Source organism: Brevibacterium sp. HMSC063G07 (assembly GCF_001810665.1).
Classification (GTDB): domain Bacteria; phylum Actinomycetota; class Actinomycetes; order Actinomycetales; family Brevibacteriaceae; genus Brevibacterium.
In genome coordinates this window covers 366030-387962 of the sequence record NZ_KV802321.1, presented here as the reverse complement: position 1 = coordinate 387962, position 21933 = coordinate 366030, and the positions used below count along the sequence as shown (strand labels likewise).

Annotated in this window: 16 protein-coding genes; 8 read left to right on the top strand and 8 right to left on the bottom strand. The window is 62.3% G+C overall.

Features of this window, described 5'->3' with window-relative positions:
- Window positions 1-72 precede the first annotated feature (72 nt).
- Genes HMPREF2757_RS01805 through HMPREF2757_RS01795 form a run of 3 tightly spaced genes read left to right on the top strand, consistent with a single transcriptional unit; the run spans window position 73 to window position 4875 of the window.
- Window positions 73-3474: a pyruvate carboxylase gene (locus HMPREF2757_RS01805; RefSeq protein WP_070572794.1), complete on the top strand. Its 3402-nt coding sequence runs from the start codon at window positions 73-75 to the stop codon at window positions 3472-3474.
- Entirely contained in the window at window positions 3467-3964 is a 498-nt protein-coding gene (locus tag HMPREF2757_RS01800; RefSeq protein WP_070572793.1) for a peptide deformylase, read from the top strand. The genes HMPREF2757_RS01805 and HMPREF2757_RS01800 overlap by 8 nt, the downstream gene beginning before the upstream one ends.
- Before the next feature lie 53 nt (window positions 3965-4017).
- Window positions 4018-4875 (top strand): 3-hydroxybutyryl-CoA dehydrogenase, encoded by an 858-nt coding sequence (locus tag HMPREF2757_RS01795; RefSeq protein WP_070572791.1) that lies wholly within the window; start codon window positions 4018-4020, stop codon window positions 4873-4875.
- A gap of 75 nt (window positions 4876-4950) precedes the next feature.
- Here HMPREF2757_RS01795 and HMPREF2757_RS01790 read toward each other — a convergent pair whose 3' ends face one another.
- Window positions 4951-6174, bottom strand: coding sequence for an aspartate aminotransferase type Ic (locus HMPREF2757_RS01790; RefSeq protein WP_226829168.1), 1224 nt, complete (start codon window positions 6172-6174; stop codon window positions 4951-4953).
- A 153-nt stretch (window positions 6175-6327) separates the two neighbouring features.
- Here HMPREF2757_RS01790 and HMPREF2757_RS01785 point away from each other — a divergent pair, with 153 nt between their 5' ends.
- Together HMPREF2757_RS01785 and HMPREF2757_RS01780 are read left to right on the top strand one after the other, a co-directional pair.
- Window positions 6328-7404, top strand: coding sequence for an Ldh family oxidoreductase (locus tag HMPREF2757_RS01785; protein ID WP_070572788.1), 1077 nt, complete (start codon window positions 6328-6330; stop codon window positions 7402-7404).
- Entirely contained in the window at window positions 7404-8180 is a 777-nt protein-coding gene (locus HMPREF2757_RS01780; protein ID WP_070572786.1) for a class I SAM-dependent methyltransferase, read from the top strand. The genes HMPREF2757_RS01785 and HMPREF2757_RS01780 overlap by 1 nt, the downstream gene beginning before the upstream one ends.
- Window positions 8181-8278: 98 nt before the next feature.
- Here the strand turns inward: HMPREF2757_RS01780 and HMPREF2757_RS01775 are convergent, their stop codons facing one another.
- From HMPREF2757_RS01775 to HMPREF2757_RS01765, 3 genes are all read right to left on the bottom strand, one after another.
- Window positions 8279-9043, bottom strand: a complete 765-nt coding sequence (locus HMPREF2757_RS01775) for a TSUP family transporter (RefSeq protein ID WP_070572784.1) — start codon at window positions 9041-9043, stop codon at window positions 8279-8281.
- A gap of 212 nt (window positions 9044-9255) precedes the next feature.
- Window positions 9256-10083: a septal ring lytic transglycosylase RlpA family protein gene (locus tag HMPREF2757_RS01770; RefSeq protein ID WP_070572782.1), complete on the bottom strand. Its 828-nt coding sequence runs from the start codon at window positions 10081-10083 to the stop codon at window positions 9256-9258.
- A gap of 126 nt (window positions 10084-10209) precedes the next feature.
- Window positions 10210-10617 carry a hypothetical protein gene (locus HMPREF2757_RS01765; RefSeq protein ID WP_070777281.1) on the bottom strand — a complete coding sequence of 136 codons (408 nt, stop codon included), beginning with the start codon at window positions 10615-10617 and terminating at the stop codon, window positions 10210-10212.
- A gap of 115 nt (window positions 10618-10732) precedes the next feature.
- On the opposite strand from HMPREF2757_RS01765, the gene HMPREF2757_RS01760 reads away from it, so the two are divergent.
- Window positions 10733-11074, top strand: coding sequence for an RNA polymerase-binding protein RbpA (locus tag HMPREF2757_RS01760; RefSeq protein WP_070572779.1), 342 nt, complete (start codon window positions 10733-10735; stop codon window positions 11072-11074).
- A gap of 136 nt (window positions 11075-11210) precedes the next feature.
- Here the strand turns inward: HMPREF2757_RS01760 and HMPREF2757_RS01755 are convergent, their stop codons facing one another.
- The 3 genes from HMPREF2757_RS01755 to HMPREF2757_RS01745 form a co-directional block, all read right to left on the bottom strand.
- Window positions 11211-13367: an acyltransferase family protein gene (locus HMPREF2757_RS01755; protein WP_070572777.1), complete on the bottom strand. Its 2157-nt coding sequence runs from the start codon at window positions 13365-13367 to the stop codon at window positions 11211-11213.
- A gap of 126 nt (window positions 13368-13493) precedes the next feature.
- The gene (locus HMPREF2757_RS01750; RefSeq protein ID WP_070572775.1) at window positions 13494-14222 is read right to left on the bottom strand and encodes a polyprenol monophosphomannose synthase; all 729 of its coding nucleotides are present in this window, start codon (window positions 14220-14222) and stop codon (window positions 13494-13496) included.
- Entirely contained in the window at window positions 14222-15172 is a 951-nt protein-coding gene (locus HMPREF2757_RS01745) for an amidohydrolase family protein (RefSeq protein ID WP_070572773.1), read from the bottom strand. Before HMPREF2757_RS01745 ends, HMPREF2757_RS01750 begins: the two co-directional genes overlap by 1 nt.
- A 60-nt stretch (window positions 15173-15232) precedes the next feature.
- On the opposite strand from HMPREF2757_RS01745, the gene HMPREF2757_RS01740 reads away from it, so the two are divergent.
- On the top strand, window positions 15233-16942 hold the full coding sequence (locus HMPREF2757_RS01740; RefSeq protein ID WP_070572771.1) for a 5'-3' exonuclease H3TH domain-containing protein: 1710 nt from the start codon (window positions 15233-15235) through the stop codon (window positions 16940-16942).
- Between the two features lie 11 nt (window positions 16943-16953).
- The gene (gene secA2, locus HMPREF2757_RS01735) at window positions 16954-19209 is read left to right on the top strand and encodes an accessory Sec system translocase SecA2 (RefSeq protein WP_070572769.1); all 2256 of its coding nucleotides are present in this window, start codon (window positions 16954-16956) and stop codon (window positions 19207-19209) included.
- A 19-nt stretch (window positions 19210-19228) separates the two neighbouring features.
- On the opposite strand, the gene HMPREF2757_RS01730 is transcribed toward secA2, so the two are convergent.
- On the bottom strand, window positions 19229-21925 hold the full coding sequence (locus HMPREF2757_RS01730) for a DEAD/DEAH box helicase (RefSeq protein ID WP_070572767.1): 2697 nt from the start codon (window positions 21923-21925) through the stop codon (window positions 19229-19231).
- Between the last annotated feature and the right edge of the window lie 8 nt (window positions 21926-21933).

The following is a 21933-nucleotide window of genomic DNA, read 5'->3' as shown; positions in this document are numbered from 1 at the left end:
ATTCGGTACAGTGGTTCAGACACAAAATGGAGGCCGCCCCTTACGGGGCACAACCGGAATAGAGCTTGCCTGATGTTCAAGAAAGTCCTGGTAGCCAACCGCGGTGAAATCGCGGTGCGCGCGTTCCGCGCAGCCTACGAACTCGGCGCGTCCACCGTTGCCGTCTTCCCCTACGAAGACCGCAACTCTGAGCACCGCCTCAAGGCTGACGAAGCATACATGATCGGAGACGAAGGGCACCCGGTTCGGGCGTACCTCAACGTCGACGAAATCATTCGCGTGGCCAAGGAATCCGGAGCAGACGCTGTTTACCCCGGTTATGGGTTCCTGTCGGAAAACCCTGAACTCGCCCGCGCCTGCGACCGTGAGGGAATCACCTTCATCGGTCCGCGCGCCGATGTGCTGCAGATGGCCGGAAACAAGGTCGAGGCCATTGCCGCAGCGCGCAGCGCCGGAGTGCCCACCCTCGATGCCACACCGGCATCCACCGACCTGGACGAACTGCTCGCGGCGGCCGAAAACATGGAGTACCCGCTGTTCGTCAAAGCCGTTGCAGGCGGCGGCGGTCGCGGTATGCGCCGAGTTGACAACCGCACCGAGCTCGTCGAAGCCGCGAAGATCGCCATGCGCGAAGGTGAGGGCGCTTTCGGCAACCCCACCGTCTACATCGAGCAGGCTGTTCAGCGCCCCCGCCACATCGAAGTTCAGGTGCTGGCCGACAACGACTCCAACGCCGTTCACCTCTTCGAGCGCGACTGCTCGATCCAGCGTCGCCACCAGAAAGTCGTCGAAATCGCTCCGGCGCCGAACCTCGATCCTGAAATCGCAGGCGCCATGCACGAAGCGGCTCTGCAGTTCGCGCGTTCGATCGGGTACCAGAACGCCGGAACCGTTGAGTTCCTGCTTGAAACCGCCGGCCCGCGCGCGGGCAAGTTCGCCTTCATCGAAATGAACCCGCGCATCCAGGTTGAACACACGATCACAGAAGAGATCACCGACGTCGACCTCGTGCAGGCGCAGATGCGCATTGCCGCCGGGGCAAGCCTGGAAGAGCTGGGCCTCACACAGGACAAGATCAGCTACAAGGGGGCGGCCGTTCAGTGCCGCATCACCACGGAAGACCCCGCGAACTCCTTCCGTCCCGACACCGGAACCATCACCGCCTACCGTTCTGCCGGCGGCGCAGGCGTGCGCTTGGACGGCGGAACCGTCTACGCGGGCGCTGAGGTTTCGGCTCACTTCGACTCTATGCTCGTCAAGTGCACCGCACGCGGTGCCACCTACGATGTCGCGGTCAACCGGCAGCGCCGCGCGCTTGCTGAGTTCCGCATCCGCGGTGTCGCGTCGAACATCGGGTTCTTGCGCGCGGTGCTCGACGATCCGGCTTTTATCCGCGGGGATCTGTCGACCAACTTCATTGAAGAGCGCCCGCACCTGCTGGAAGCCCGCGTGGGCGCCGACCGCGGCTCTAAGGTTCTCGAATACCTCGCCGACATCACAGTCAACCAGCCCTACGGGCCTTCACCGGTTGACCTCAAGCCCTCCGAAAAGCTTCCGCAGCTTGAACTTGCAGCCGAAGCACCGAAGTCTTCGCGCAACAGCCTCCTGGAACTCGGCCCCGAGGGCTGGGCAAAGGCTCTGCGCGACGCTGAAGAACTCAAGGTGACTGACACCTCGTTCCGCGATGCTCACCAGTCGCTTCTGGCGACCCGCGTGCGCACTCGCGACCTTGAAGCCGTCGCACCGTACATCGGCCAGATGCTTCCCGAACTCCTCTCGGTCGAAGCATGGGGCGGAGCCACGTACGACGTCGCGCTGCGCTTCCTTGCGGAGGACCCGTGGGAGCGTCTGGAGAAGCTGCGCTCTGCCATGCCGAACGTCAACCTGCAGATGCTCCTGCGCGGCCGCAACACCGTCGGCTACACCCCGTACCCGACTGAGGTCACTGACGCCTTCGTCGACGAAGCCGCCCGCTCGGGCATCGACGTATTCCGCATCTTCGACGCGCTCAACGACGTCGAGCAGATGCGCCCGGCAATCGAATCGGTGCGCGGCACTGGCAAAGCAGTCGCAGAAGTCGCCCTGTGCTACACCTCAGACCTTCTCAACCCGAAGGAAGAGGTCTACACCCTCGACTACTACCTGCGTCTCGCAGAGCAGATCGTCGAGGCCGGTGCACACGTCCTGGCCATTAAAGACATGGCGGGTCTGCTCCGCCCGGCAGCCGCTGCGAAGCTCGTCACCGCTCTGCGAAGCGAGTTTGACCTTCCGCTGCACCTGCACACCCACGACACCGCCGGAGGCCAGCTGGCCACCTTGCTGGCAGCATCCGAAGCAGGCGTGGACGCTGTAGACGCAGCTTCGGCATCGATGGCGGGAACCACGAGCCAGCCGCCGATGTCAGCTCTCGTCGCCGCGTTGGAACACACCGAGCGTGATACCGGCCTCAACCTGGCCAACGTGCAGGACCTCGAACCGTACTGGGAGGCTGTGCGCAACGTCTACAAGCCTTTCGAATCCGGCCTGCCCGGCCCCACAGGCCGCGTCTACCGCCACGAAATCCCCGGCGGTCAGCTCTCGAACCTCCGTCAGCAGGCCGTTGCACTCGGCCTGGGCGAGCGCTTCGAAGAAGTCGAGCTCATGTACGAAGCCGCGGACAGGATTCTCGGCCACCTGGTGAAAGTCACCCCGTCCTCGAAGGTGGTCGGCGACCTCGCACTCCACCTCGTGGCAGTCAACGCAGACCCCAAAGAGTTTGCGGAGAACCCCCAGAACTTCGACATTCCGGATTCCGTCATCGGCTTCCTCAGCGGTGACCTCGGCGACCCGCCGGCCGGTTGGCCCGAGCCGTTCCGCACCAAGGCGCTCGAAGGCCGTAAGCACACTAAGCCCGCTGAGAAACTCGAACCGCACGAAGCCAAACTTCTGCGCGAACCCGGCAAGACCCGCCAGGACACGCTCAACCGTCTGCTGTTCCCCCAGCCGACGAAGGAGTACGGCCGCATGATCGACCAGTACGGCGACCTATCGGTGCTGGAGACCAACGAATTCCTGTACGGCGTGCGCGAAGGCCGCGAGCACTCCGTCGTCATCGAGAAGGGCAAGGCCCTGCTCGTCGGCATCCAGGCGATCTCCTCGCCCGATGAACGAGGTATGCGCAATGTCATGGCGACGCTCAACGGCCAGCTGCGCCCGCTGTCGGTGCGCGACCGCTCCGTTGACGTCGACATCGCCGTAGCCGAACGAGCAGATGAGTCCAATCCGGGTCACGTTGCAAGCCCGTTCGCCGGTGTCGTCACCCTCCAGGTATCCGAAGGCGACAAGGTCAAGGCAGGCCAGACGGTCGCCACGATCGAAGCGATGAAGATGGAAGCCTCCATCACGGCAACCATCGACGGCACGGTTTCGCGTGTGGCCATCGAGCCGGTCGCGCAGCTGGAAGGCGGCGACCTCGTGGTGGTCATCAATGGCTGAACGAGCCATCCGGCTCTTCGGGGATCCCGTTCTGCGCACTGAGTGCCGGCCCGTCACCGAATTCGGGCCGGCCACTCGGGCGCTGGCGCAGGACCTCATCGACACTTCGCTGCCCGACGGCCGCGCCGCCGTGGCAGCGCCCCAAATCGGTGTTGCCCTGCGCGCTTTCGGCTATGATCTCGACGGGCGCACCGGGGCGATCTTCAATCCCGAAGTCATCGAAACAGGCGGCCAGAAGCGCGACATCGATGAAGGCTGTCTGTCGATCCCCGGACTGCAGTTTCCCACCCCGCGCTGGGAATATGCGGCAGTGAAGGGTTTCGACGCGGCCGGAAATCCGGTCGAGCTGCACGGTGATGGGGTGTTCGCTCAAATGCTCCAGCACGAAACAGACCACCTGAACGGCGTTGTGTACGTTCAGACACTGCCCGGGCCAAGGCGGAAAGAGGCGATGAAGCAGATTCGCAGCTCCGCCTGGTTCGGCAGGTGAAAACGGCGGCGGCCTCTAAGGGGTCGCCGCCTTTCGTCTTCGAAAGGAGAACAATGGAAATCACAAAAGCCGGTGTCATCGGCTCCGGCCTTATGGGTTCGGGCATTGCCGAAGTGCTCGCGCGTTCGGGTCTGGACGTTGTCGTCCGGGACATCAGCGACGAAGCTGTCGCAGCAGGCCGCGGCCGCATCGAGAAGTCCTTCGCCAAGGGTGTTGAACGGGGCAAACTCAGCCAGGAGGATGCCGACGCTGCTCTTGGCCGTCTGACGTTCACGACTGATCTGCAGGCTATGGCTGATCGCCAGCTGGTGATCGAAGCGGCAAGTGAAAACGAAGACATCAAGAAATCGATCTTTGCCGAGCTTGACGACATTGTGACGGACAAGAACGCGATCCTTGCGTCCAACACCTCGTCAATGCCGATCATCCGGTTTGCCCAGGTCACTTCGCGTCCCGAACGGGTTCTCGGCCTGCACTTCTTCAACCCCGCACCGGTGCAGCCGCTTGTCGAAATCATCAGCTCCGTGCTCACTGACCCAGAAGTTGCCAACACGGTTGAAGCCTTCGCGGTCGACGTCCTGGACAAGAAGCCGATCCGCTCGGATGACCGCCCGGGCTTCATTGTCAACGCTCTGCTCATCCCGTACCTCTTCGCCGCCATCCGTATGTACGAAGCGGGCCACGCGACGAAGGAAGACATCGACAACGGCATGATGAACGGTGCCGCTCACCCCATGGGTCCGCTCACGCTGGCTGACCTCATCGGGCTCGATACCTGCCTGTTCGTCGGCCAGTCGATCTACGAAGAAACCGGGGCTGCCGCCGACAAGCCGCCGGTCCTTCTGTCGCGCATGGTCGACGGGGGACTGCTCGGTCGGAAGTCCGGCCGCGGTTTCTATGACTACCGCTGACCCAAGAACAGAAAGAACGAGGCGGAGCTCACCTTGGTGGGCCCCGCCTCGTCTGTTGTTGGGGTGGGGGAGAGATCAGCCGAGTTCAGCCGCCGCCAGACGCACGCAGGCAACCAGGCCTTCTGCCGCTGCCGTGACCTCTTCGAGGCTAGGCATGGTCGGAGCAATCCGAATGTAGGCGTCGTTGGGATCGAGCCCGTGGGGGTGAGTCGACCCGGCTGGGGTCAAGGCTACGCCGGCTTCGGCAGCGTATTTCACGACCTTTGAAGCAGTGCCGTTGGGAACACGCAGGGTGATGAAATAGCCGCCGTTTGGCGTGGTCCAAGAGGCGATGTCGGAGCTGAGTCCGTCTTCGAGCGCGGTGAGAACTGCGTCGAATTTCGGACGGATGATCGCAGCGTGGCGGCGCATGTGCTCCCGCACACCATCAGCGTCGCGGAAGAAGCGCAGGTGACGCAGCTGGTTGATTTTGTCCGGCCCGATCATCGCGGCACCCATGTGCGTGCGGTACCACTCGATCACAGCGGGGGAGCCGGCAAAGAACGCCACACCGGCGCCGGCGAAGGTCATCTTCGATGTCGAGGCGTAGATCCAGGGACGGTCTGGGTGGCCGGCTTCGGCGCACAGGGACAGGATGTTGACCATGGGCGCCTGGTTGTCATCTGACAGGTGGTGCAGGCCGTAGGCGTTGTCCCACAGAAGGGTGAAGTCCTCAGCTGCGGCAGTCACTTCGGCAAGCTCACGGGCCCGCGCTTGGCTGATCGAAGTGCCGGTGGGGTTTGAGTACATGGGTACGAGCCACATTGCGCGGACATCTGGGTCAGCCACATAGCGGCGGACATCGTCCATGACTGGGCCTTCGTCATCCGTGCGGATGGCGATGAGCTCATAGCCGAGAGCTTCGGCCAGCTGGAAGTGACGGTCATAGCCGGGAACGGGGCAGAGGATCTTGGCGTTCGTCCACGGACCGCCTGCGGGGGTGCCGTAGCGCTTGGCGAAGTCGAGGGTCATGTATTCAAGCGTCAGAGACGACGACCCCTGTGCCAGGATCTGCTCGGTGGGAACCTTGTAGAGCTCACCGAAGATCTCACGCAGTTCTTTCAGACCATCTAGACCGCCGTAGTTGCGGGTGTCGATTCCCGAAGGCGAGGTGAAGTCGTCGCCCGTGACGTTCGTCAGCAGTTCAGCTGACAGGTCAAGCTGTTCGGGCGCGGGCTTGCCGCGGGTGATGTCGAGATTGAGCCCGCGAGCGGCGAACGCGCGGTAGTCAGCCTGTGCCTGCTCAAGGGAAACGTCCATCATGGCCTTTCTGGCTCTCAAAGAGAAACCCAGGAAAATACACTCTCGGTTCATTTTAGGGTCTTGCCGGTGCAGTGCAGCCACCGGATAGGCTGGTGTCAAAGCGCAAGCACATAACCCACATGAGTCCACCACAGCAACGGAAGGCTGTCTATGCGCCGCTACACCCCGCAGTCCGTCAAACAGCAGATCTTCACCGGGCTCAAGGCCTTCGGACTTGCAGAAGAGCCCGCGCAGGTCTGCACGGAGATCATGTTCGCGACTGACCTGGCCGGAGTGGACTCACACGGCATTTCCATGCTTCCGCTGTACTGGCAGGAGATTTCCGATGGCACGCTGAATGAAAAGGCCGAACAGCGCCTGGTCCATCAGTTCGGTGCCGTTTCGGTATTCGATGCCGACCACGGTTTTGGCCACCCGGTGAGTGTGCGCGCCATGGATGCCGCGATTGAAGCAGCTGAAAAGTTCGGAGTGGGCATCGGCTCTGTGCGCAATGCGAACCATTTCGGTGCCGCAGGTCAGTACGTTCTGCGAGCTGCCCGCCGAGGCATGGTTGGTATAGCCACGTGCTCCACCCGCTCGGCCATGCAGAAGCCGACCGGCGCTAAGCATGCGCTTATGGGAACCAACCCGATTGCCTTTGCCCACCCCGTAAAAGACGAAGAGCCGATTTTCGTCGACATGGCCACAACCGTTGTGCCCGGAAACAAGGTCAAGGTCTACGCCTACGCTGATGAGCCGCTGGCCGGGGAATGGGCCACTGACGGCCAAGGTGAGGTCGTGACTGATGGCATGCGGGTCTACAGCGCACTTCTGGACTCGGAGGCTTCAGACATCGGTCTGCTCCCGGTCGGCGGCAACAGCGCCGGTGGGCACAAAGGCTACGCGCTTGCCACGATGGTGCAGCTGCTCTCAGCTGCTCTGTCTGGTTCCGACCAGCCGGGCGATGTCGCAGGACGACAGTCGATTGGCTATTTCTTCTTGGCAATCGATCCGCGAGCCTTTGGCGACGGCGCAGACGCCGAGGAGTATGCCCGTGTGCTGCGCAATACTCTGCGCGGTATGGAGCCGATCGATCCTGACGAGCCCGTGCAGGTTGCCGGTGATCCCGAACACCGTTCGGTCGAAGCGAGGTCTGTCAACGGGATTCCCATTTCTGACGGCATGGTGCAGGCGATCAGAGACGCAGTCGAGGCAGCCGGGGCGGAATTCATTCTGACCGAAGTCTGATGGCAGGCCCGAATATCGGCCGCGACATCAAACATCGGGGCACGCTCTTTGGTGCTTCGGCCGATGAGTACGAACGGATTCGCCCGGGCTACCCGCGGGCGGCGGTTTGCGCAGTCGCAGACCACGCGATGTCCGCTGCCGCCGTTGAGGCCGGGGGAGAGGTACTCGCTCCGGACAAACTGCGGGTGCTCGATGTGGGCTCGGGGACGGGCAAATACGGCAGGGCACTTGCTGAGCTTGGTCTCGACGTCCATGCAGTCGATCCCGATCCGGCACTGCTTGAGATCAACCAGCTGCCGTCGACGGTGGGCCGGGCAGAGGAGCTTCCGTTTGCTGACGCATCGTTTGATTTAGTCGTGTCGGCCCAAGCCTGGCACTGGTTCGATGCCGAGGCGGCCTCAGCTGAGTTCGCGCGGGTCCTCAAACCCGGGGGAGTGGCAGCCGTGGTTCTCAACCAGCTGGATGTGCGCCACGACTGGGTTATGCGCCTATCGAGGATTATGCACGCCGGTGACGTCTACCGCCCGCGTTGGCGTCCTCAACTTGGTACAGACTTCGGTCCCATTCAGGCCCGGATTGACGAATTCAGCGTGCCCATGACGATTGACGACACGGTGGCCCTGACGGCAACGCGCACGTACTGGCTGCGGTCGAATGACACGGTCCGCGCACGTGTTGAGGACAATCTGCGAGGCTACTTGACTGAAGAACATCTGGTGAGTGAGCCGTTCGATCTTCCCTACATGTGTCTGACGTACATGGCGCAGAAGCAGTGACTGTGTTTATTGCCGGGGTCGACCTCGCTTCACAGGCTGCCCAGACCGGGCTTACGCTTCTGAATGCCCGGGCTGGCCGGCTGACCGGGGGGACAGACTCAGGCGAAGAACTGGTCGTAGGCGAGTTTGCCCGCCATGATGACGACAACACAGAGAATCACGACCCGGACGAATCCTGCGCCGCGGCCGAGCACCATGCGCGCACCAATGCGTGCGCCGATGATGTTCGTAACGGCCAGGCCAAGGCCCAACAGCCACAGGACGTCACCGCGCAGACCAAACACGATGAGTGCGCCGATATTGGTTGCGACGTTGAGGATCTTCGCCCAAGCCGCACTTGTCATAAAATCCCCGCGCATGAGGGCTGTGAGCGACATGATGAAGAAAAGCCCCGTGCCGGGACCGAACGCGCCGTCGTAGATGCCGATTGCAAGAATGACAGCGGCACCTGCGGTCCAAGACCGTTTCGACATAATGCGCGGCTCAGTGTCGCGGCCGAAGGATGGGCGCAGCAGAACAAAGAAGCCAACGGCGACTAAGACCACGATGATGATCGGCCGCATAATGTGCTGGTCGACGCTGGCTGCGATGAGAGCGCCGATCGCAGCGCCGATGAGTGCCAAAGGCGCCCAGCGCAGAGCGCCCATGGCTGTCGGTATGCGGCGGGCCAGCGTAATAGCGGCACTTGTGGTTCCGAAGACCGCCGCGAACTTGTTGGTCCCGAGCGCCTGGGCATTTGTCAGTCCCGGCGCCATGATCATGATGAGCGGCAGGAGAATGAGTCCGCCGCCGCCGACAACCGCATCGATCCATCCTGCCGCAAGAGAGCCCGCGAGCAGAACGGCGATGACGGTCGTCGACATTGGGGAAGCGGCCTCTCAATCTCTACTTAACATAATGTATATTATCGGCTCTTAGTGGGAAGTCTTCAGGAAGCCCGCGCGACGAAGTTCGCCATCACGGCTCTTCTCTGCGGTGCGCCACGTTGTGCTGTGTGCAAAGCGTTAGCTGTGCGCAGCGCAGCTGAAAAGCAGAAAGCGGCGCACTGTCTGCGCCGCTTTCTGAATGCCTGGTGTCAGAGCACCTGCCACTTGACCTGAGCTACTCCATCGCCGCCGATCTGATTCATTGCGGCAGTTGAAAGGTCGAGGCATCGGTTTCCGTGGTACGGACCGCGGTCGTTGATGCGGACCGTAACCGATTTGCCGTTTTTCGTGTTGGTGACCTTCACGCGGCTGTTGAACGGAAGCGTCTTATGTGCAGCTGTGAGGGCGTTCTTGTTGAAGCGCTCACCATTAGCCGTCTTGCTACCGTGGAAGCCGTCACCGCCGCCGTAGGTCGAGGCCGGGCATGAGCCCGACTGACCGGATGCCTTTGAGTTCTTCGGTTTGCCGCTGTCGGAAGCGGCTGCGCCCTTGTCGCCCGAGGAGCCGCTGCTGCTGCCCTTCTTCGAGGTGCCGCCGGAGCTTCCGGAGCTTCCCGAGCTGCTCTTGCTGCGGCTGTCCTCAGAGTTTCCGACGCTGTTTGAGCTGGGCGTTTCGACGGGCTTTTCTTCCTTGACGGTGAGGGAAGAAGAAATGTCCTTCTGCTTTTTCTTGCCTTCCTTGGCTGCCTTGTCGGCCTCCGAGGTGTCCGGGCTGTCGGCGGCAGGTGCAGCCTTCTGAGCGAACTCGGTTTGTTCGTCTTCAGCGCTGGGAGTTACAGCGAAGCCTGCTGCGACGATGCTTGCAGCTGCCGCAGTCGGCACGGCGATCGCTGCCAGCACCGGACGCCGTCCTGCCGACGCAAGAATTCCGGCGGCCGACTTCGATTCGCCGCTGTAGCGCCCACGGTTGGGCGAGCGGCGAAAGACGTCGAAAATATTTCCGGAGGCCTTGGTGCCTTCAGCGCGGTGTTTGCTCACTGTTCTTCCAATCGCAGATGAAAGTTTCGGAACGATAAAGCCATGTTATACCACTTCGTAACAGAAAGATAACGAGCGCCGGTGTGTTGGAGGTGTGTCTTTGCGCACGCAGGTGCGAAGCGCCGCTTATGCCGTGTCTGTGTCGGACAGGCGTCGCGCTGCTGACTTTGCGCGGATGCGCGCTTCGCTGATTCCTCGTTTGATGGTGTCAGTCGAGGCGCCGCTCGCCTTTCCGAACCGGTCGACCGTCGCATCAATGCCGTCGCTGATCCTGTCGATCAGTCCCCCGTCGGCGGCTGCCGTGCCGGCGGCGGTTTTTGCCGTGCGCGTCGCTGCTGAGCCGGCGTCCCTGAACTTCTCCCCCGCCGCTTTGGCCCGGTGTGCGAACGTCGTGACCGACTGCGCTGTCCGCTCAGCGCGTGAACGTGCCTTCAGATAGGTCATGTGGGCACGTTTGAAGCTGGACTGTTCTTCTTTTGTCCACACGCCGTCGGGTTCGATCGGTTCGCGGTGCGTGCGCGGAGCGTCGTTCATATTGGCCATTGTCCCACCGGAGCCTTAATAGGCCGTGTACGTCGGGAATACACCGCGGCGGTAGACTTGTTGTCTGCCCGAAAGATCCTGCCCACCGAGTGAGAGGTTCAGTCACATGAGCGAACGCAGCCTGCGGGGCACCCAGCTTGGCTCCCGGTCCTTGGAATCGGAAGTCGGCGTTGAGCCGGCACCCCGTCAGCTTGTCGAATTCGTTTGCGAAGACGGACACCGCTTCAAAGTTCCCTTCTCGACGGACGCAGACGTTCCAGACACTTGGGATTCCGGCACTCACGGCATCGGCATGCGGGTCGGAGTTTCCGAAGTCGAAGAAGACGACGCCAAACCTGCTCGCACCCACTGGGACATGCTCATGGAACGCCGCTCGATGGAAGAACTCCAGGTGATCTTGGATGAGCGCCTTGCCATCCGCCGCGGCGAAAAGGCCCCCGAGGTCTGATCCGATCCGCCCGCACAGCCTCTGAGGGCCCAAAGCAGATGCTCTGCTTTGGGCCCTTTTATTGGTCCTCTCCCCTGCCAAGACGCACAACCTCATTCTGGCGAGGTGCCAGCTGACTGCCGCTCAGTCTGCCCTGTCAGTCGACCGCCCGGGAGATCCTTTCGTCGAAGACCGGCTGCAGCGTTCTGAAATAGGTATTCGATACGTGGTTCTTGTCGCGGTAGATAAGCACATTGCCGGCTACAGCCGGGCACGTGTCTTTGCTGCAGAACCGGTCGGTGAAATCGACAACGCGCACACCGCCAATACTGTGTGCGGCCGTCACCGAAGGATCGTCCAGCAGCGCCTTTCCTCTTGGTTTGCTGCACAGCGAAGGGTTGTTGAAGTATTCAGAGACGCAGTACGTGGGCGGGTCTGCCTTATTGTCGGCGAGGATGGGCGTGTCGCGTACGACAACGACCTGCGCTCCGGTCTTCTTCAGCGCACGGAGTGATTCTTCAAAGCCCTTGACCGCATCGGAACGGTATGTGCTCAGTGAGAAGTTCTGCGTGATGATGACGTCCGGCTTGTCTTCAGCAAGGCTTTTGAGCGTCTGTTCGTTGGGCTCTATGCACTGTTCTTCGGCCTTGTCCAAAGTCCTCGGCACAAGCGACATCGGGCAGGAGGCCTTTGTGTAGGTGATGATCTTCCACCCCTTGTCTTCAGCCAGAGAGCGCAGCGGCTCCAACAGCATCTGGGCGTGGGAATCGCCTACGAGAGCAACTGTCTTCTTGCCGTTCTCATTGCCTTCAACGCAGCGGGGCGTGTAGTCGGCCTCAACCTCTGAGAAGCATGAGCCGTCAGTTGACTTGTCGTCGATCGCATCGGTCGGCAGCGGAGTGATTGCCCTCCCTCCCGGCAGAGCTCGCGGAACGTCTCCGGCCAGCTCACTATCGGCTACAGCACTGGCGTCGGCACTGGCGGGATCTCCGGCATCCCTGTAGCCGGGAGCATCGACTTCCAGGGCTTGGTCCCAGCTGCGTGCTCCCAGTTGTGCACCATCTGCTGCAAGCAGCGCGTCGGCTTCCTTGCGAAGATTCTCGTTTACGACATCAGCAGCTCCTGTGGGGATGAAGGCGAGGCCAAGGGAAATGATCGTGGCCGCTGCGCCAAGCCGAAACGCATACTTCGGGGTCCTCTTGGGCAGGCTCCAGTGGCGTGCGGGTTCTTCGACAAACCGCCACGACAGATGAGCCAGTGCCAGTGACAGCAGTGTCAGCAAAGCCGCTTGCCACCAGCGCGGATTCTTTCCCGTCAGTTGGACAAACACAATGAAGACCGGCCAGTGCCACAGATACAGCGAATAGGAGACCTTACCGACCCACTGCACGGGTGCCCAGTCGAACAGGTGGTTCAGCGACAGAGCCCCGGCTGTGCGTCCGGCAATGATGACGGCAGCTGCTCCGAGGACCGGCAGCGCAGCCGTGGCACCGGGGAACGGGGTCTTCTCCGTGTAGAGGATGATCGCCCACAGCATTGCGCCCAGGCCGACAAGCGCAAGAAGCGAATCAAGCGAGATCCCGGCTGGCCCGCTTTTGGCACAGCGGGCACGGAGACGCTCGATATGCGGCATAGCAGCGGCAAGCAGACCGCCGACGCCAAGTTCCCACACGCGGGTGAAAGTTGAGAAGTACGCGGCTGGATCGCCGGAGCGTACCGAGTATTCGGCCCACACAAATGATGCGATGACGATGATTGCAAAGAACACAGCTGACGCAGAGCGGGCTGTTGTGCCGATCCGTCCGTGCAGAACTATTGCGAGGACCACGAGCAGCGGCCATACCAGGTAGAACTGCTCTTCTACGCCCAGCGACCAAAAGTGCTGCAGTGCAGTCGGCTTGTTGTCTGCTGCCAGATAGTCGACGGAATCGAATGCCAGAACCCAGTTCTCAACGCTGAGCAGGCTGGCCATCGACTGCTTGGAGACCTCTTGCCAGGCCGCAGTGGGGAACCACAGGAAGGTTGCCGCAATCACTGCCAGCACTGTGACGACCGAGGCCGGCATAATGCGGCGAATGCGACCGGCCCAGAACTCCCCCAGATCAACTCGGCCTTGTTCTTCAGCATCACGCAGGAGCTTGGAGGTGATGAGAAAACCCGAGATGACGAAGAAGATATCGACGCCGACGAAACCGCCGGGAGCGGCACGGGGATAGAAATGCCATACGAGGACACCGAGAACTGCTATTGCCCGCAGTGCCTGCACTTCGGGCAGAAAAGCGCGGGGGCGGTGCGACGAGGCGGCACGAGACATGCCGCAATGCCACCACTGCTGAGTGAACTGATGGCAACGCGCGGATTAAAGTCGCCTGTGAGCCGACTGGTGCGATGCCTGAGACCACCGGCTGTTCAAGCGCGTGAACACCGCCGCCTTTCTCGATCAGCGGCCCACAAGGCGGCGAACCTGAGCCGCACGGCGCTGCAGTCCCCAGCGGGCCACATTGACAAAGGCCTCGCCGATGATGCCTCCGGACATTTTCGACGTGCCGAGCTCTCTTTCGACGAAGACAATGGGGACTTCGACAATATTCGCACCAGCGCGGCGCGCTCGGACGGTCATATCGATCTGGAAGCCGTAGCCGTGGGACTGCACGCCGGCCAGATCAATTCGCTGGAGAAGTTCACGTGAGTAAGCTCGGAAGCCCGCAGTCGCGTCGGCTACGTGCAGGCCAATGGCGATATTGGCGTACAGGTTGGCCCCGCGTGAAAGCACATTCCGGTTCAGCGGCCAGTTGACCACCTCTCCCCCGCGCACCCAGCGCGAGCCGATCGCAAGATCAGCTCCGCCTCGTACGGCGCCCAGAAGCTGCGGAAGGTCGCGCCCTCGGTGGGAGCCGTCAGCGTCCATCTGGCAGATGACGTCGTAGTCCTGTTTCAGCGCCCACGTGAAGCCGGCGACATAGGCCGGCCCCAGCCCGGCCTTTTCGGTCCGGCGCATAACGTGAACGCGATCGTCTCCAAGAGCTTCGGCCCAGTCTGCAGTTCCGTCTGGGGAGCCGTCGTCAATGACGAGCACTTCGACTTCGGGGGAATATTCGAAGATCGCCGCAAGCGTGTTCGGCAGCGACTGGCGCTCGTTGTACGTGGGGATTGCAATGAGTGTGCGCATCAGGAATCCAGTTCTACAAGTTCTCCCGCGCTCCACAGGGACACGAGTTCGGGCAGTGGGGTTCCGGGGGTCAGATCCGGCAGTCCGGGAGTCCCCGAACGAGGGTCGGTGCTCCACGCGGCGACACGTTCGTCGGCGGCTTGTACGACGAGATGGTCGACCCTCCAGCGGGCGATGTCAGCCCGGTTTCCCGGCGCGATCACTCCCCCGCCGAAATTGCCGACCGCGCGTTCAGCGAAACGCGTCAGGCAGTTGAACGCCGCGCGTCCGCTGACAGTCGAACCCGGGGCGAAAATCGCCTGTCGCATGGCCTCCCAGGGTTCGGATGACGACGCGAAGCTCACCTGCGCTCCTTCGCGCAGCAGGGATCCGACCGGCTGGGCGAAAGCGCGCGGGTCGACTGTCAGAGCAAAGGGCGACTGTCCGAGCGGGCCGGTGAGGTCTTCGGGGATCTGCACATTGGCGAATACGCGCCATCCGCTGCGGGCGGCGTGGCGTTTGAAGTCGGCGTCCTGCAGCGCCTCGGTGTAGGCGTTCAGCGCCTCAAGGTCATCCAGCACGATGAACACGGGCGCTTCAGGGCGCTGCTCGGGCAGACCGACGTGTGCTTGCCGTTGACCCGTGCCGCTGAGGCTGTAGCCGATAACGCGCAGCGGGCCCGCCTCCTGGGCGAAGTCTGCAATCTGCTTGTCCGTGCCGATGGCGTGAACTGCTGCAATGCCGGCGGCCAGGAAATCGTGCGGGGCTGACTCTTCGCTTCGCAGGTCGACCGTCGTGATCATGGCCGGTGCTGCGAAGTCATCGCAAAGGTCAATGAGCTCCGAGCCGAAGGTCTGTGCGGCTTCGTCACCGCCCACCCAGTCGACGACGTCGCCGCTGACAGACACGGCCGTCGCGAAAGGATCAGCGCTGCTGTAGACATCACCGTTGTAAAGTACGAAATTCACCACACTGCGATTCTCCCAGACGGACGCAGGGCGCGTGATGGGGCCTCGGGTAGGCTGAGCCGGGTGAGCAGACTCGTCGTTCTCGATACCCCGGCCCTGTACTACCGGTCTTTCTACGCTCTTCCGTCCAGCATCACAGCTTCAGACGGCACTCCGGTCGGAGCTCTGCGCGGGCTGCTGGACACGATTGCGGGCCTTGCTGAAGATCTCGCCACCACTAGGATTGTCGCGGCCATGGACGGCGACTGGCGGCCGTCCTTCCGCACAGCCATACTGCCGGAGTACAAAGCCCAGCGCGTGCAGGACGAAGAGACGGGCTCAGAAACCCCCGATGACCTCAAACCGCAGATACCGCTTATTCGCGAAGCGCTCAGGTTAGCTGGGGTACCTGTCCTTGAGATACCCGACACGGAAGCTGACGACATCATCGGGTCTTTTGCCGCCCAAATGGGGCCGGATGACGAGCTCGTCGTGGTTTCGCCTGACCGCGATCTCATCTCGGTTCTGCGCGCCGACCGCAGAATTCAGCTTCACAGGCCACGCCCCAAGGGGCAGTGGGCGCCGCTGACCTATGCGGATGTTCCCGCGGAGTACGGGGTCAAAGGCGGCGAACCCTACCGTCAGATGGCGGCCCTGCGCGGCGACCCCTCCGACGGGCTTGCCGGTGTGCCCGGCATAGGCGAGAAGACTGCCGCAAAGCTCCTCACCGGATACGGCGGGCTGGACGAGCTGTTCCGCGCGGCGTACAGCGGAGCGAAAGACCACGGTCTGAGCCCGAAGCGCGCCGCAGCACTCATCGAACATGAAGACGCCGTGCGCCGGGCAGAAGAAGTCATGACGGTTCTTCAAGACATTGATGTGCTCCCAGCCGCGGGGGATGCAGCCGGGGTGCCCCAGCGGATGAACAGCGAAGCACTCATCGCATTCGGTGCACGGTGGGGTGCTGAGCGGGCGACGGCCCGGCTTGTGCGGGCCCTGGGTGACGAGGCACCGCCGGCACCGGACGAGCCCTCCCCCGCCGCTGGGCGACAGTCACGCAGAGACCAGCTTCCCGAGTTCGCGGGGCCGTCGTGGACGACAGCCGAACTGTGGGGCTTCGACCTTGAAACCACCGGACTGGACCCGCAGACAGTGCACGTTGTTACGGCGGCGTGCGTGCGGCTTGGGCGGGTTGACGGCTGTATCCAGCCGCTCGAGATTCGCACGTGGCTGGCAGACCCGGGGATCGAGATTCCGGAGGCCGCCAGCAGCGTTCACGGGATAGCCAGCGACTATGCGCACAAGCACGGTGCGGACCGAACCGCGGTCGTGACCGAGGTGATTGCGTGTCTGGACAGCATTCGCCGCCGTGGCGGCTGCGTTGTGGGGCACAACATCGTCTACGATCTCACGGTGCTCGAAGCCGAACGGCGCCGTCTGGGACTGTCGACGGCCGTGGCAGATGTTCTTCCGCCGATCTTCGACACCCTGGTGCTCGACAGAGAGATCGACCGATTCCGCAGGGGCAAGCGGACGCTTTCCGATCTGTGCGCCGCGTGGGGTGTCGAACTGGACAACCACCACGATGCTCTCGCCGACGCTGCGGCCGCCGGCTGCATACTGTGGGCGATGGCAGACAAGCACGAGGCTATTGCGAAGGGCTCGGGGGCGCAGCTGCACGCGGCGCAGATCGAATGGAAGCGCGCACAGGCTGCTGATCTCGAAGAGTTTCTGCGCTCCAAAGGCCGCCGCGCTACGATAAACCCCGATTGGCCGCTGGAAATCTTAAGCTGAGAGGAACGATCATGGGCTTCTTCGACCGACTGCTGGGACGGCCCGGAGCGCAGGCAGACAAGCGCGTCGGCTGGTTCGCAAAAGCCCAAGACGACCTTGACCGCTACGGTCAGCAGTATGCGGATCTGCCAGACGAGGAACTGGCGACAACCGCGGCGGACCTGTTCACCCTCGAAGACCGGCGCGAATCACTCACCCGCTACGCCGCGCTCGTGCGCGAAGCCGCCGACAGAGCCCTTGGCGAACGGCCGTATTCGACACAGCTCAAAGGCCTCATCGGCCTTCTTGACGGCATGGTCGTGCAGATGCTCACGGGCGAGGGCAAAACCCTCGTCGGTGCCATGGCCGCCGCCGGATACGCCCTGCAGGGGCGGACAGTTCACGTAGTCAGCGTCAACGACTACCTCGCTGCTCGCGACGTCGAATGGATGCGCCCTCTGTTTGACCTGCTGGGTGTGACAGCGGCATCTGTTGGCGAAGCCGACTCGGAAGTCTCCCGTCGGGATTCCTACACACGGGAAATCGTCTACGCGTCCGTGCAGGAAGTCGGCTTCGACACTCTGCGCGACCGTTTTCTCACCCAGGGCCAGGAGCTCCGAATCGCCCAGCGTGACGTTGTGATTGTCGACGAGGCCGATTCTGTGCTCATTGACGAAGCGCGGGTTCCGCTGGTCCTGGCCGGCACCGCGAGCGTCGAACAGGCCGATGCCGAGATCACGCGGCTGGTTGGCAGCCTTGAAGCGGGCCGACACTACGAACTGGCACACGACCGCACAGCGGTGTCCTTAACAGAGAGCGGCATCGACGCAGTCGAAGAGGCCCTCGACGTTGATCTGTACGGCGACGATGCGGAGACGCTCGCCGCGGTCAACCTCGCGCTGTACGCCCTGGCTGTCGTTCACCGTGATGTCGACTACCTCGTTGTCGACGGCAGCATCAAGCTGATCTCGGATTCGCGCGGTCGCGTCGCTGACCTTCAGCGGTGGCCGGACGGACTGCAGGCGGCAGTTGAAGCCAAAGAGGGGCTGACCGCTTCTTCAACGGGCGAGATCCTCGACCAGATGACAGTTGAAGAGCTCATTCAGACGTACACCACCGTATGCGGTATGACGGGCACTGCGTTGGCAGTCGGCGATGACCTCAAGGAGTTCTATGAACTTGAGATCTGCGCTGTGGAGCCCAACGAGGACGTTATTCGCGTAGATGAGCCCGACCGTCTGTACACCTACCAGGAGTCCAAGGAACGTGCGATTGTCGACCAGGTTCTCGAAGAGCACCGCCAGGGTCGGCCCATCCTGATCGGCACCCGGTCGGTGGCCGAGTCCGAAAGCCTCGCACACAGGCTCAAACAGCGTGGAATCGACGTCAGGGTGCTCAACGCAAAAGACGATTCGCGCGAAGCCGATATCATCGCCCAAGCCGGCGAATCCGGCGCTGTGACAGTCTCGACTCAAATGGCGGGCAGGGGCACCGACATCCGCTTGGCAGATGACAAAGCCCGCGAATCCGGCGGTCTTCTGGTGATCGGTGCCGGTCGCTACGACTCCTCGCGCCTGGACGATCAGCTGCGGGGCCGTTCTGGAAGACAGGGCGACCCGGGGACATCCGTGTTCTTCACGAGTCTGGAAGACGAACTGCTCACACGAGTTCCGGAAATCCAGCGCTTTGTCGAAGACGGCGACGAAACCGGCTTCATCCAGTCGCGCAAAGCAGCACAGCTGGTCGAACACGCCCAGCGGATGGCAGAAGGCGAAAACACCGGTGTTCATCGTGATACCCGGCGGTTCAACGACCTCATGTCGAAACAGCGCAAGCAGGTGCTTGCACGCCGCGAGGCCGTGCTGACCGAGGACTATGGGATCGACGAACTTTTGGAAAAGGTCAGCGATCGCGAAGACGTGAAGACCGCCGGTGATGACGCTGTGCGCCAGGCTCTGCGCGATATTCTCCTGTTCCAGATCGACGACCGCTGGGTGACTCACCTCGCGTTCCTCAACGATCTGCGCGAGGGGATCCACCTGCGCACACTGGCAAAAGAACGCCCCCACGAAGCGTTCAACAAAGAATCTATGGCGCAGTTCGCTCAGTTCTGGTCGGATGTGACGGCCAGCGCCGAAGAGGTCCTGGACAAAGTCGAGTTCACTGCCGACGGGGTCGACCTGCCTGCCATTGGAATGAAGAGGCCGTCATCCACGTGGACCTATGTAGCAGCCGAATCGACGTTCGGCTCTGACATTGAGGCCGTGGTGAAGCGGATTCGCCGCTGAGATCAGCGCTGCGCTGCGATCAGTACTGGTCCATGACCACACCGCGGCGCACCGCGTCAGCCGCTCGGGCAATCGTCGTGGCTGCTTCCGGCCCGACGACGTTCTCAATCTGGCCCAGAACGTCGAGTGTCTGTTTGGCCCACCGGACGAAGTCACCGGCGGAGATGTCCGTTCCGTCCAGAGCCGCGGCGAGGTTCTTGCCGTCGGTCCAGCGGTAGATCGGCACTGCAATACCGGAATCGGGTTCGGGGGTGATGCTCGTGCGGGCGTCGCTTTCGGTTTTGGCAAGTGTTCGCCACAGGTCTTCCAGAGCGCCCACACACTGCCGCAGAGTCTGAGTGGGCATGCGAGTGTGTGTCAGCAGTTCGCGTCGGCTTTCGTATACCAGGCACGAGGCCATCGCCGCGGCTTCGGGCTCGGTCAGCCCCTCCCACAGTCCAGCGCGAACAGACATGGCGATCAGCAGGTCGCGATCGCCGTATATGCGCCGCAGAATTGCGGTGTCATCAGGCAGGAACTCGAGTGTGCGCAGAACTGAGCAGACTCGGTCGAAAACTTCGGCGATAGAGGACGTGCGCGATGTGATCTGGCTGGTGAGCTTGGCCCGGTCGCGTTCGAGCCGGTGTGCCCTTTCTGCCCACCGGGCGTGCTGTTCGCGTTCGGGACAGTCGTGGCAGGGGTGAGAGCGCATCTGCTGTCGCAGCGCCTCAACATCTTCAGAGCCGACCTTGGGTCCCTTGGTTCTGCGCACTTGGACATCGGCGGGGTCTTTGACCCGTCCCTGCGCAATCGCCTGGTCGAGGATGTCAAGCAGGCGGCTGCGCTCACGGGGATTGCGGTGGTTGAACTTCCGGGGGCTCTTGATCTTACCGAGGCTCACCGCCGGCTCAGTGACTTCATGTGGACGCAGGTGCCATACTTTGCCGGCGCTTGTGAGGACTGTCGGCAGACGCAGACCCGTGTGGTCGTTGTGCATGGGACTGAGCACAATGCAGGCGCCGAACTTCAGCCGGGACGGCAGCAGAATAACGCTGCCGAACTGCAGTTGGGACAGTGATTCGACGACATCGCGCTGTTTGAGCTTCGACCGCTGCTTACCGGCCTGCTTCTCCAACTGCGCAATCGAAAGTCGATAGCCGAAATACTCCGAGAAATCACCGCGGTCGCACTGTGCAGCCTCTGTGTAGCCGGCAAGCGCCTCGTCGGTTTTGCGCACTCGCTTGGCAAGGCCGACAACAGAAGAGTCAGCTTGGTACTGGGCGAACGATGTTTCCAGCACCTTCCGCGCGTCATCGTGGGTCATACGCGCCAGCAGGTTCGCGGCCATGTTGTAGGTGGGAACAAAACGGCTGTTGAGCGCGTAGGTCCGCTTGGAGGCAAGGGAAGCGATATCGGCGACTTCGATCGTGGGGTGCCACACCGTCACGGCGTGTCCTTCAATGTCGATTCTGCGCCTGCCAGCCCGTCCAGTCAGCTGCGTGTACTCCCCCGGTGTGATCTGCACGTGAGATTCGCCGTTGAACTTCTTGAGTTTGTCGAGCACCACTGAACGCGCCGGCATGTTGATGCCCAGCGCAAGGGTTTCAGTTGCGAAGACAACCCGCATGAGCCCCTCGACGAAAAGCTTCTCGACAAGCTCTTTGAACTGCGGGATGAGTCCGGCGTGGTGCACTCCGAAACCGGACATGAGGCCTGCCGCGAATGACCGGAATCCCAGCACTCCTAGGTCTTCGGCAGTCAACGACTCTTCCAGCTCTTCCAGCGCGGCCGCGATTCGGCGTTTTTCGCTCTTCGTCGTCAGATCAAGGCCGGCCGCCAAACAGTGGTCGAGAGCTTCGTCGCAGCCTTTGCGGCTGAAGATGAAGAAAATGGCAGGCAGAAGCGAAAGCTTGTCGAGCTCAGCAATGACAGCCGCCCGAGCCGGCCGCATAAACCGGTGTCGGGCTCCGCCTCGTCGGCGGTCCCGCCGGGAGCCAAAACCTGAGTACGGCCGGACAGCCGCTTCCAGTCCTTTGTTGATGTCCCGGCCATTAGGTGCGAACAAGGGCATGAGGTCGGTCCCGACTGCTACGTGATTGTGCAGCGGTACCGGACGGTGTTCGGAGACGATGATGTCAGTGGTGCCGCGCACCTCGGCCAGCCACGCTCCGAACTCTTCGGCATTGGACACCGTCGCCGACAGGCTCACCAGCAGGACGTGGGCCGGCAGGTGAATGATGACCTCTTCCCACACGGGTCCGCGGAACCGGTCGCCCAGGTAGTGGACTTCGTCGAGAACGACGAAGCCGAGTTCGGAAAGGTCCGTTCCCGAATAGATCATGTTGCGCAGGACCTCGGTTGTCATGACGACGATCTGCGCGTCTCGGTTGATGCTCGTATCCCCTGTCAGCAGGCCCACGCGATCAGCGCCGTAGGCGTCGACGAGCTCATTGAACTTCTGATTTGACAGGGCTTTGATCGGCGCGGTGTAGAAGACCCGCACACCGCGGGCAACCGCCAGAGCAATGGAGAACTGTGCGACAACCGTCTTGCCCGCACCCGTGGGGGCGGCGACGAGGACTGAGTGATCGGCCTGCAGACTGCGGCAGGCGCGCAGCTGGAAGTCGTCGAGTTCGTAGTCCAGGGAACGGCGGAAGGCCTCCAATGGTGAACCCGCTTCGCTCTGGCGCTGCAGAAACTGTGAATATGCGTCAGCCGGAGACAGGTTGGATTCCATGCCCCTCA

Coding starts and splice junctions, on each gene's coding strand:
- secA2 (WP_070572769.1), top strand. CDS start 16,954: ATGGGCTTCTTCGACCGACTGCTGGGACGGCCCGGAGCGCAGGCAGAC.
- HMPREF2757_RS01780 (WP_070572786.1), top strand. CDS start 7,404: ATGGCAGGCCCGAATATCGGCCGCGACATCAAACATCGGGGCACGCTC.
- HMPREF2757_RS01790 (WP_226829168.1), bottom strand. CDS start 6,174: ATGGACGTTTCCCTTGAGCAGGCACAGGCTGACTACCGCGCGTTCGCC.
- HMPREF2757_RS01760 (WP_070572779.1), top strand. CDS start 10,733: ATGAGCGAACGCAGCCTGCGGGGCACCCAGCTTGGCTCCCGGTCCTTG.
- HMPREF2757_RS01795 (WP_070572791.1), top strand. CDS start 4,018: ATGGAAATCACAAAAGCCGGTGTCATCGGCTCCGGCCTTATGGGTTCG.
- HMPREF2757_RS01800 (WP_070572793.1), top strand. CDS start 3,467: ATGGCTGAACGAGCCATCCGGCTCTTCGGGGATCCCGTTCTGCGCACT.
- HMPREF2757_RS01765 (WP_070777281.1), bottom strand. CDS start 10,617: ATGAACGACGCTCCGCGCACGCACCGCGAACCGATCGAACCCGACGGC.
- HMPREF2757_RS01785 (WP_070572788.1), top strand. CDS start 6,328: ATGCGCCGCTACACCCCGCAGTCCGTCAAACAGCAGATCTTCACCGGG.
- HMPREF2757_RS01775 (WP_070572784.1), bottom strand. CDS start 9,043: ATGTCGACGACCGTCATCGCCGTTCTGCTCGCGGGCTCTCTTGCGGCA.
- HMPREF2757_RS01730 (WP_070572767.1), bottom strand. CDS start 21,925: ATGGAATCCAACCTGTCTCCGGCTGACGCATATTCACAGTTTCTGCAG.
- HMPREF2757_RS01755 (WP_070572777.1), bottom strand. CDS start 13,367: ATGTCTCGTGCCGCCTCGTCGCACCGCCCCCGCGCTTTTCTGCCCGAA.
- HMPREF2757_RS01750 (WP_070572775.1), bottom strand. CDS start 14,222: ATGCGCACACTCATTGCAATCCCCACGTACAACGAGCGCCAGTCGCTG.
- HMPREF2757_RS01805 (WP_070572794.1), top strand. CDS start 73: ATGTTCAAGAAAGTCCTGGTAGCCAACCGCGGTGAAATCGCGGTGCGC.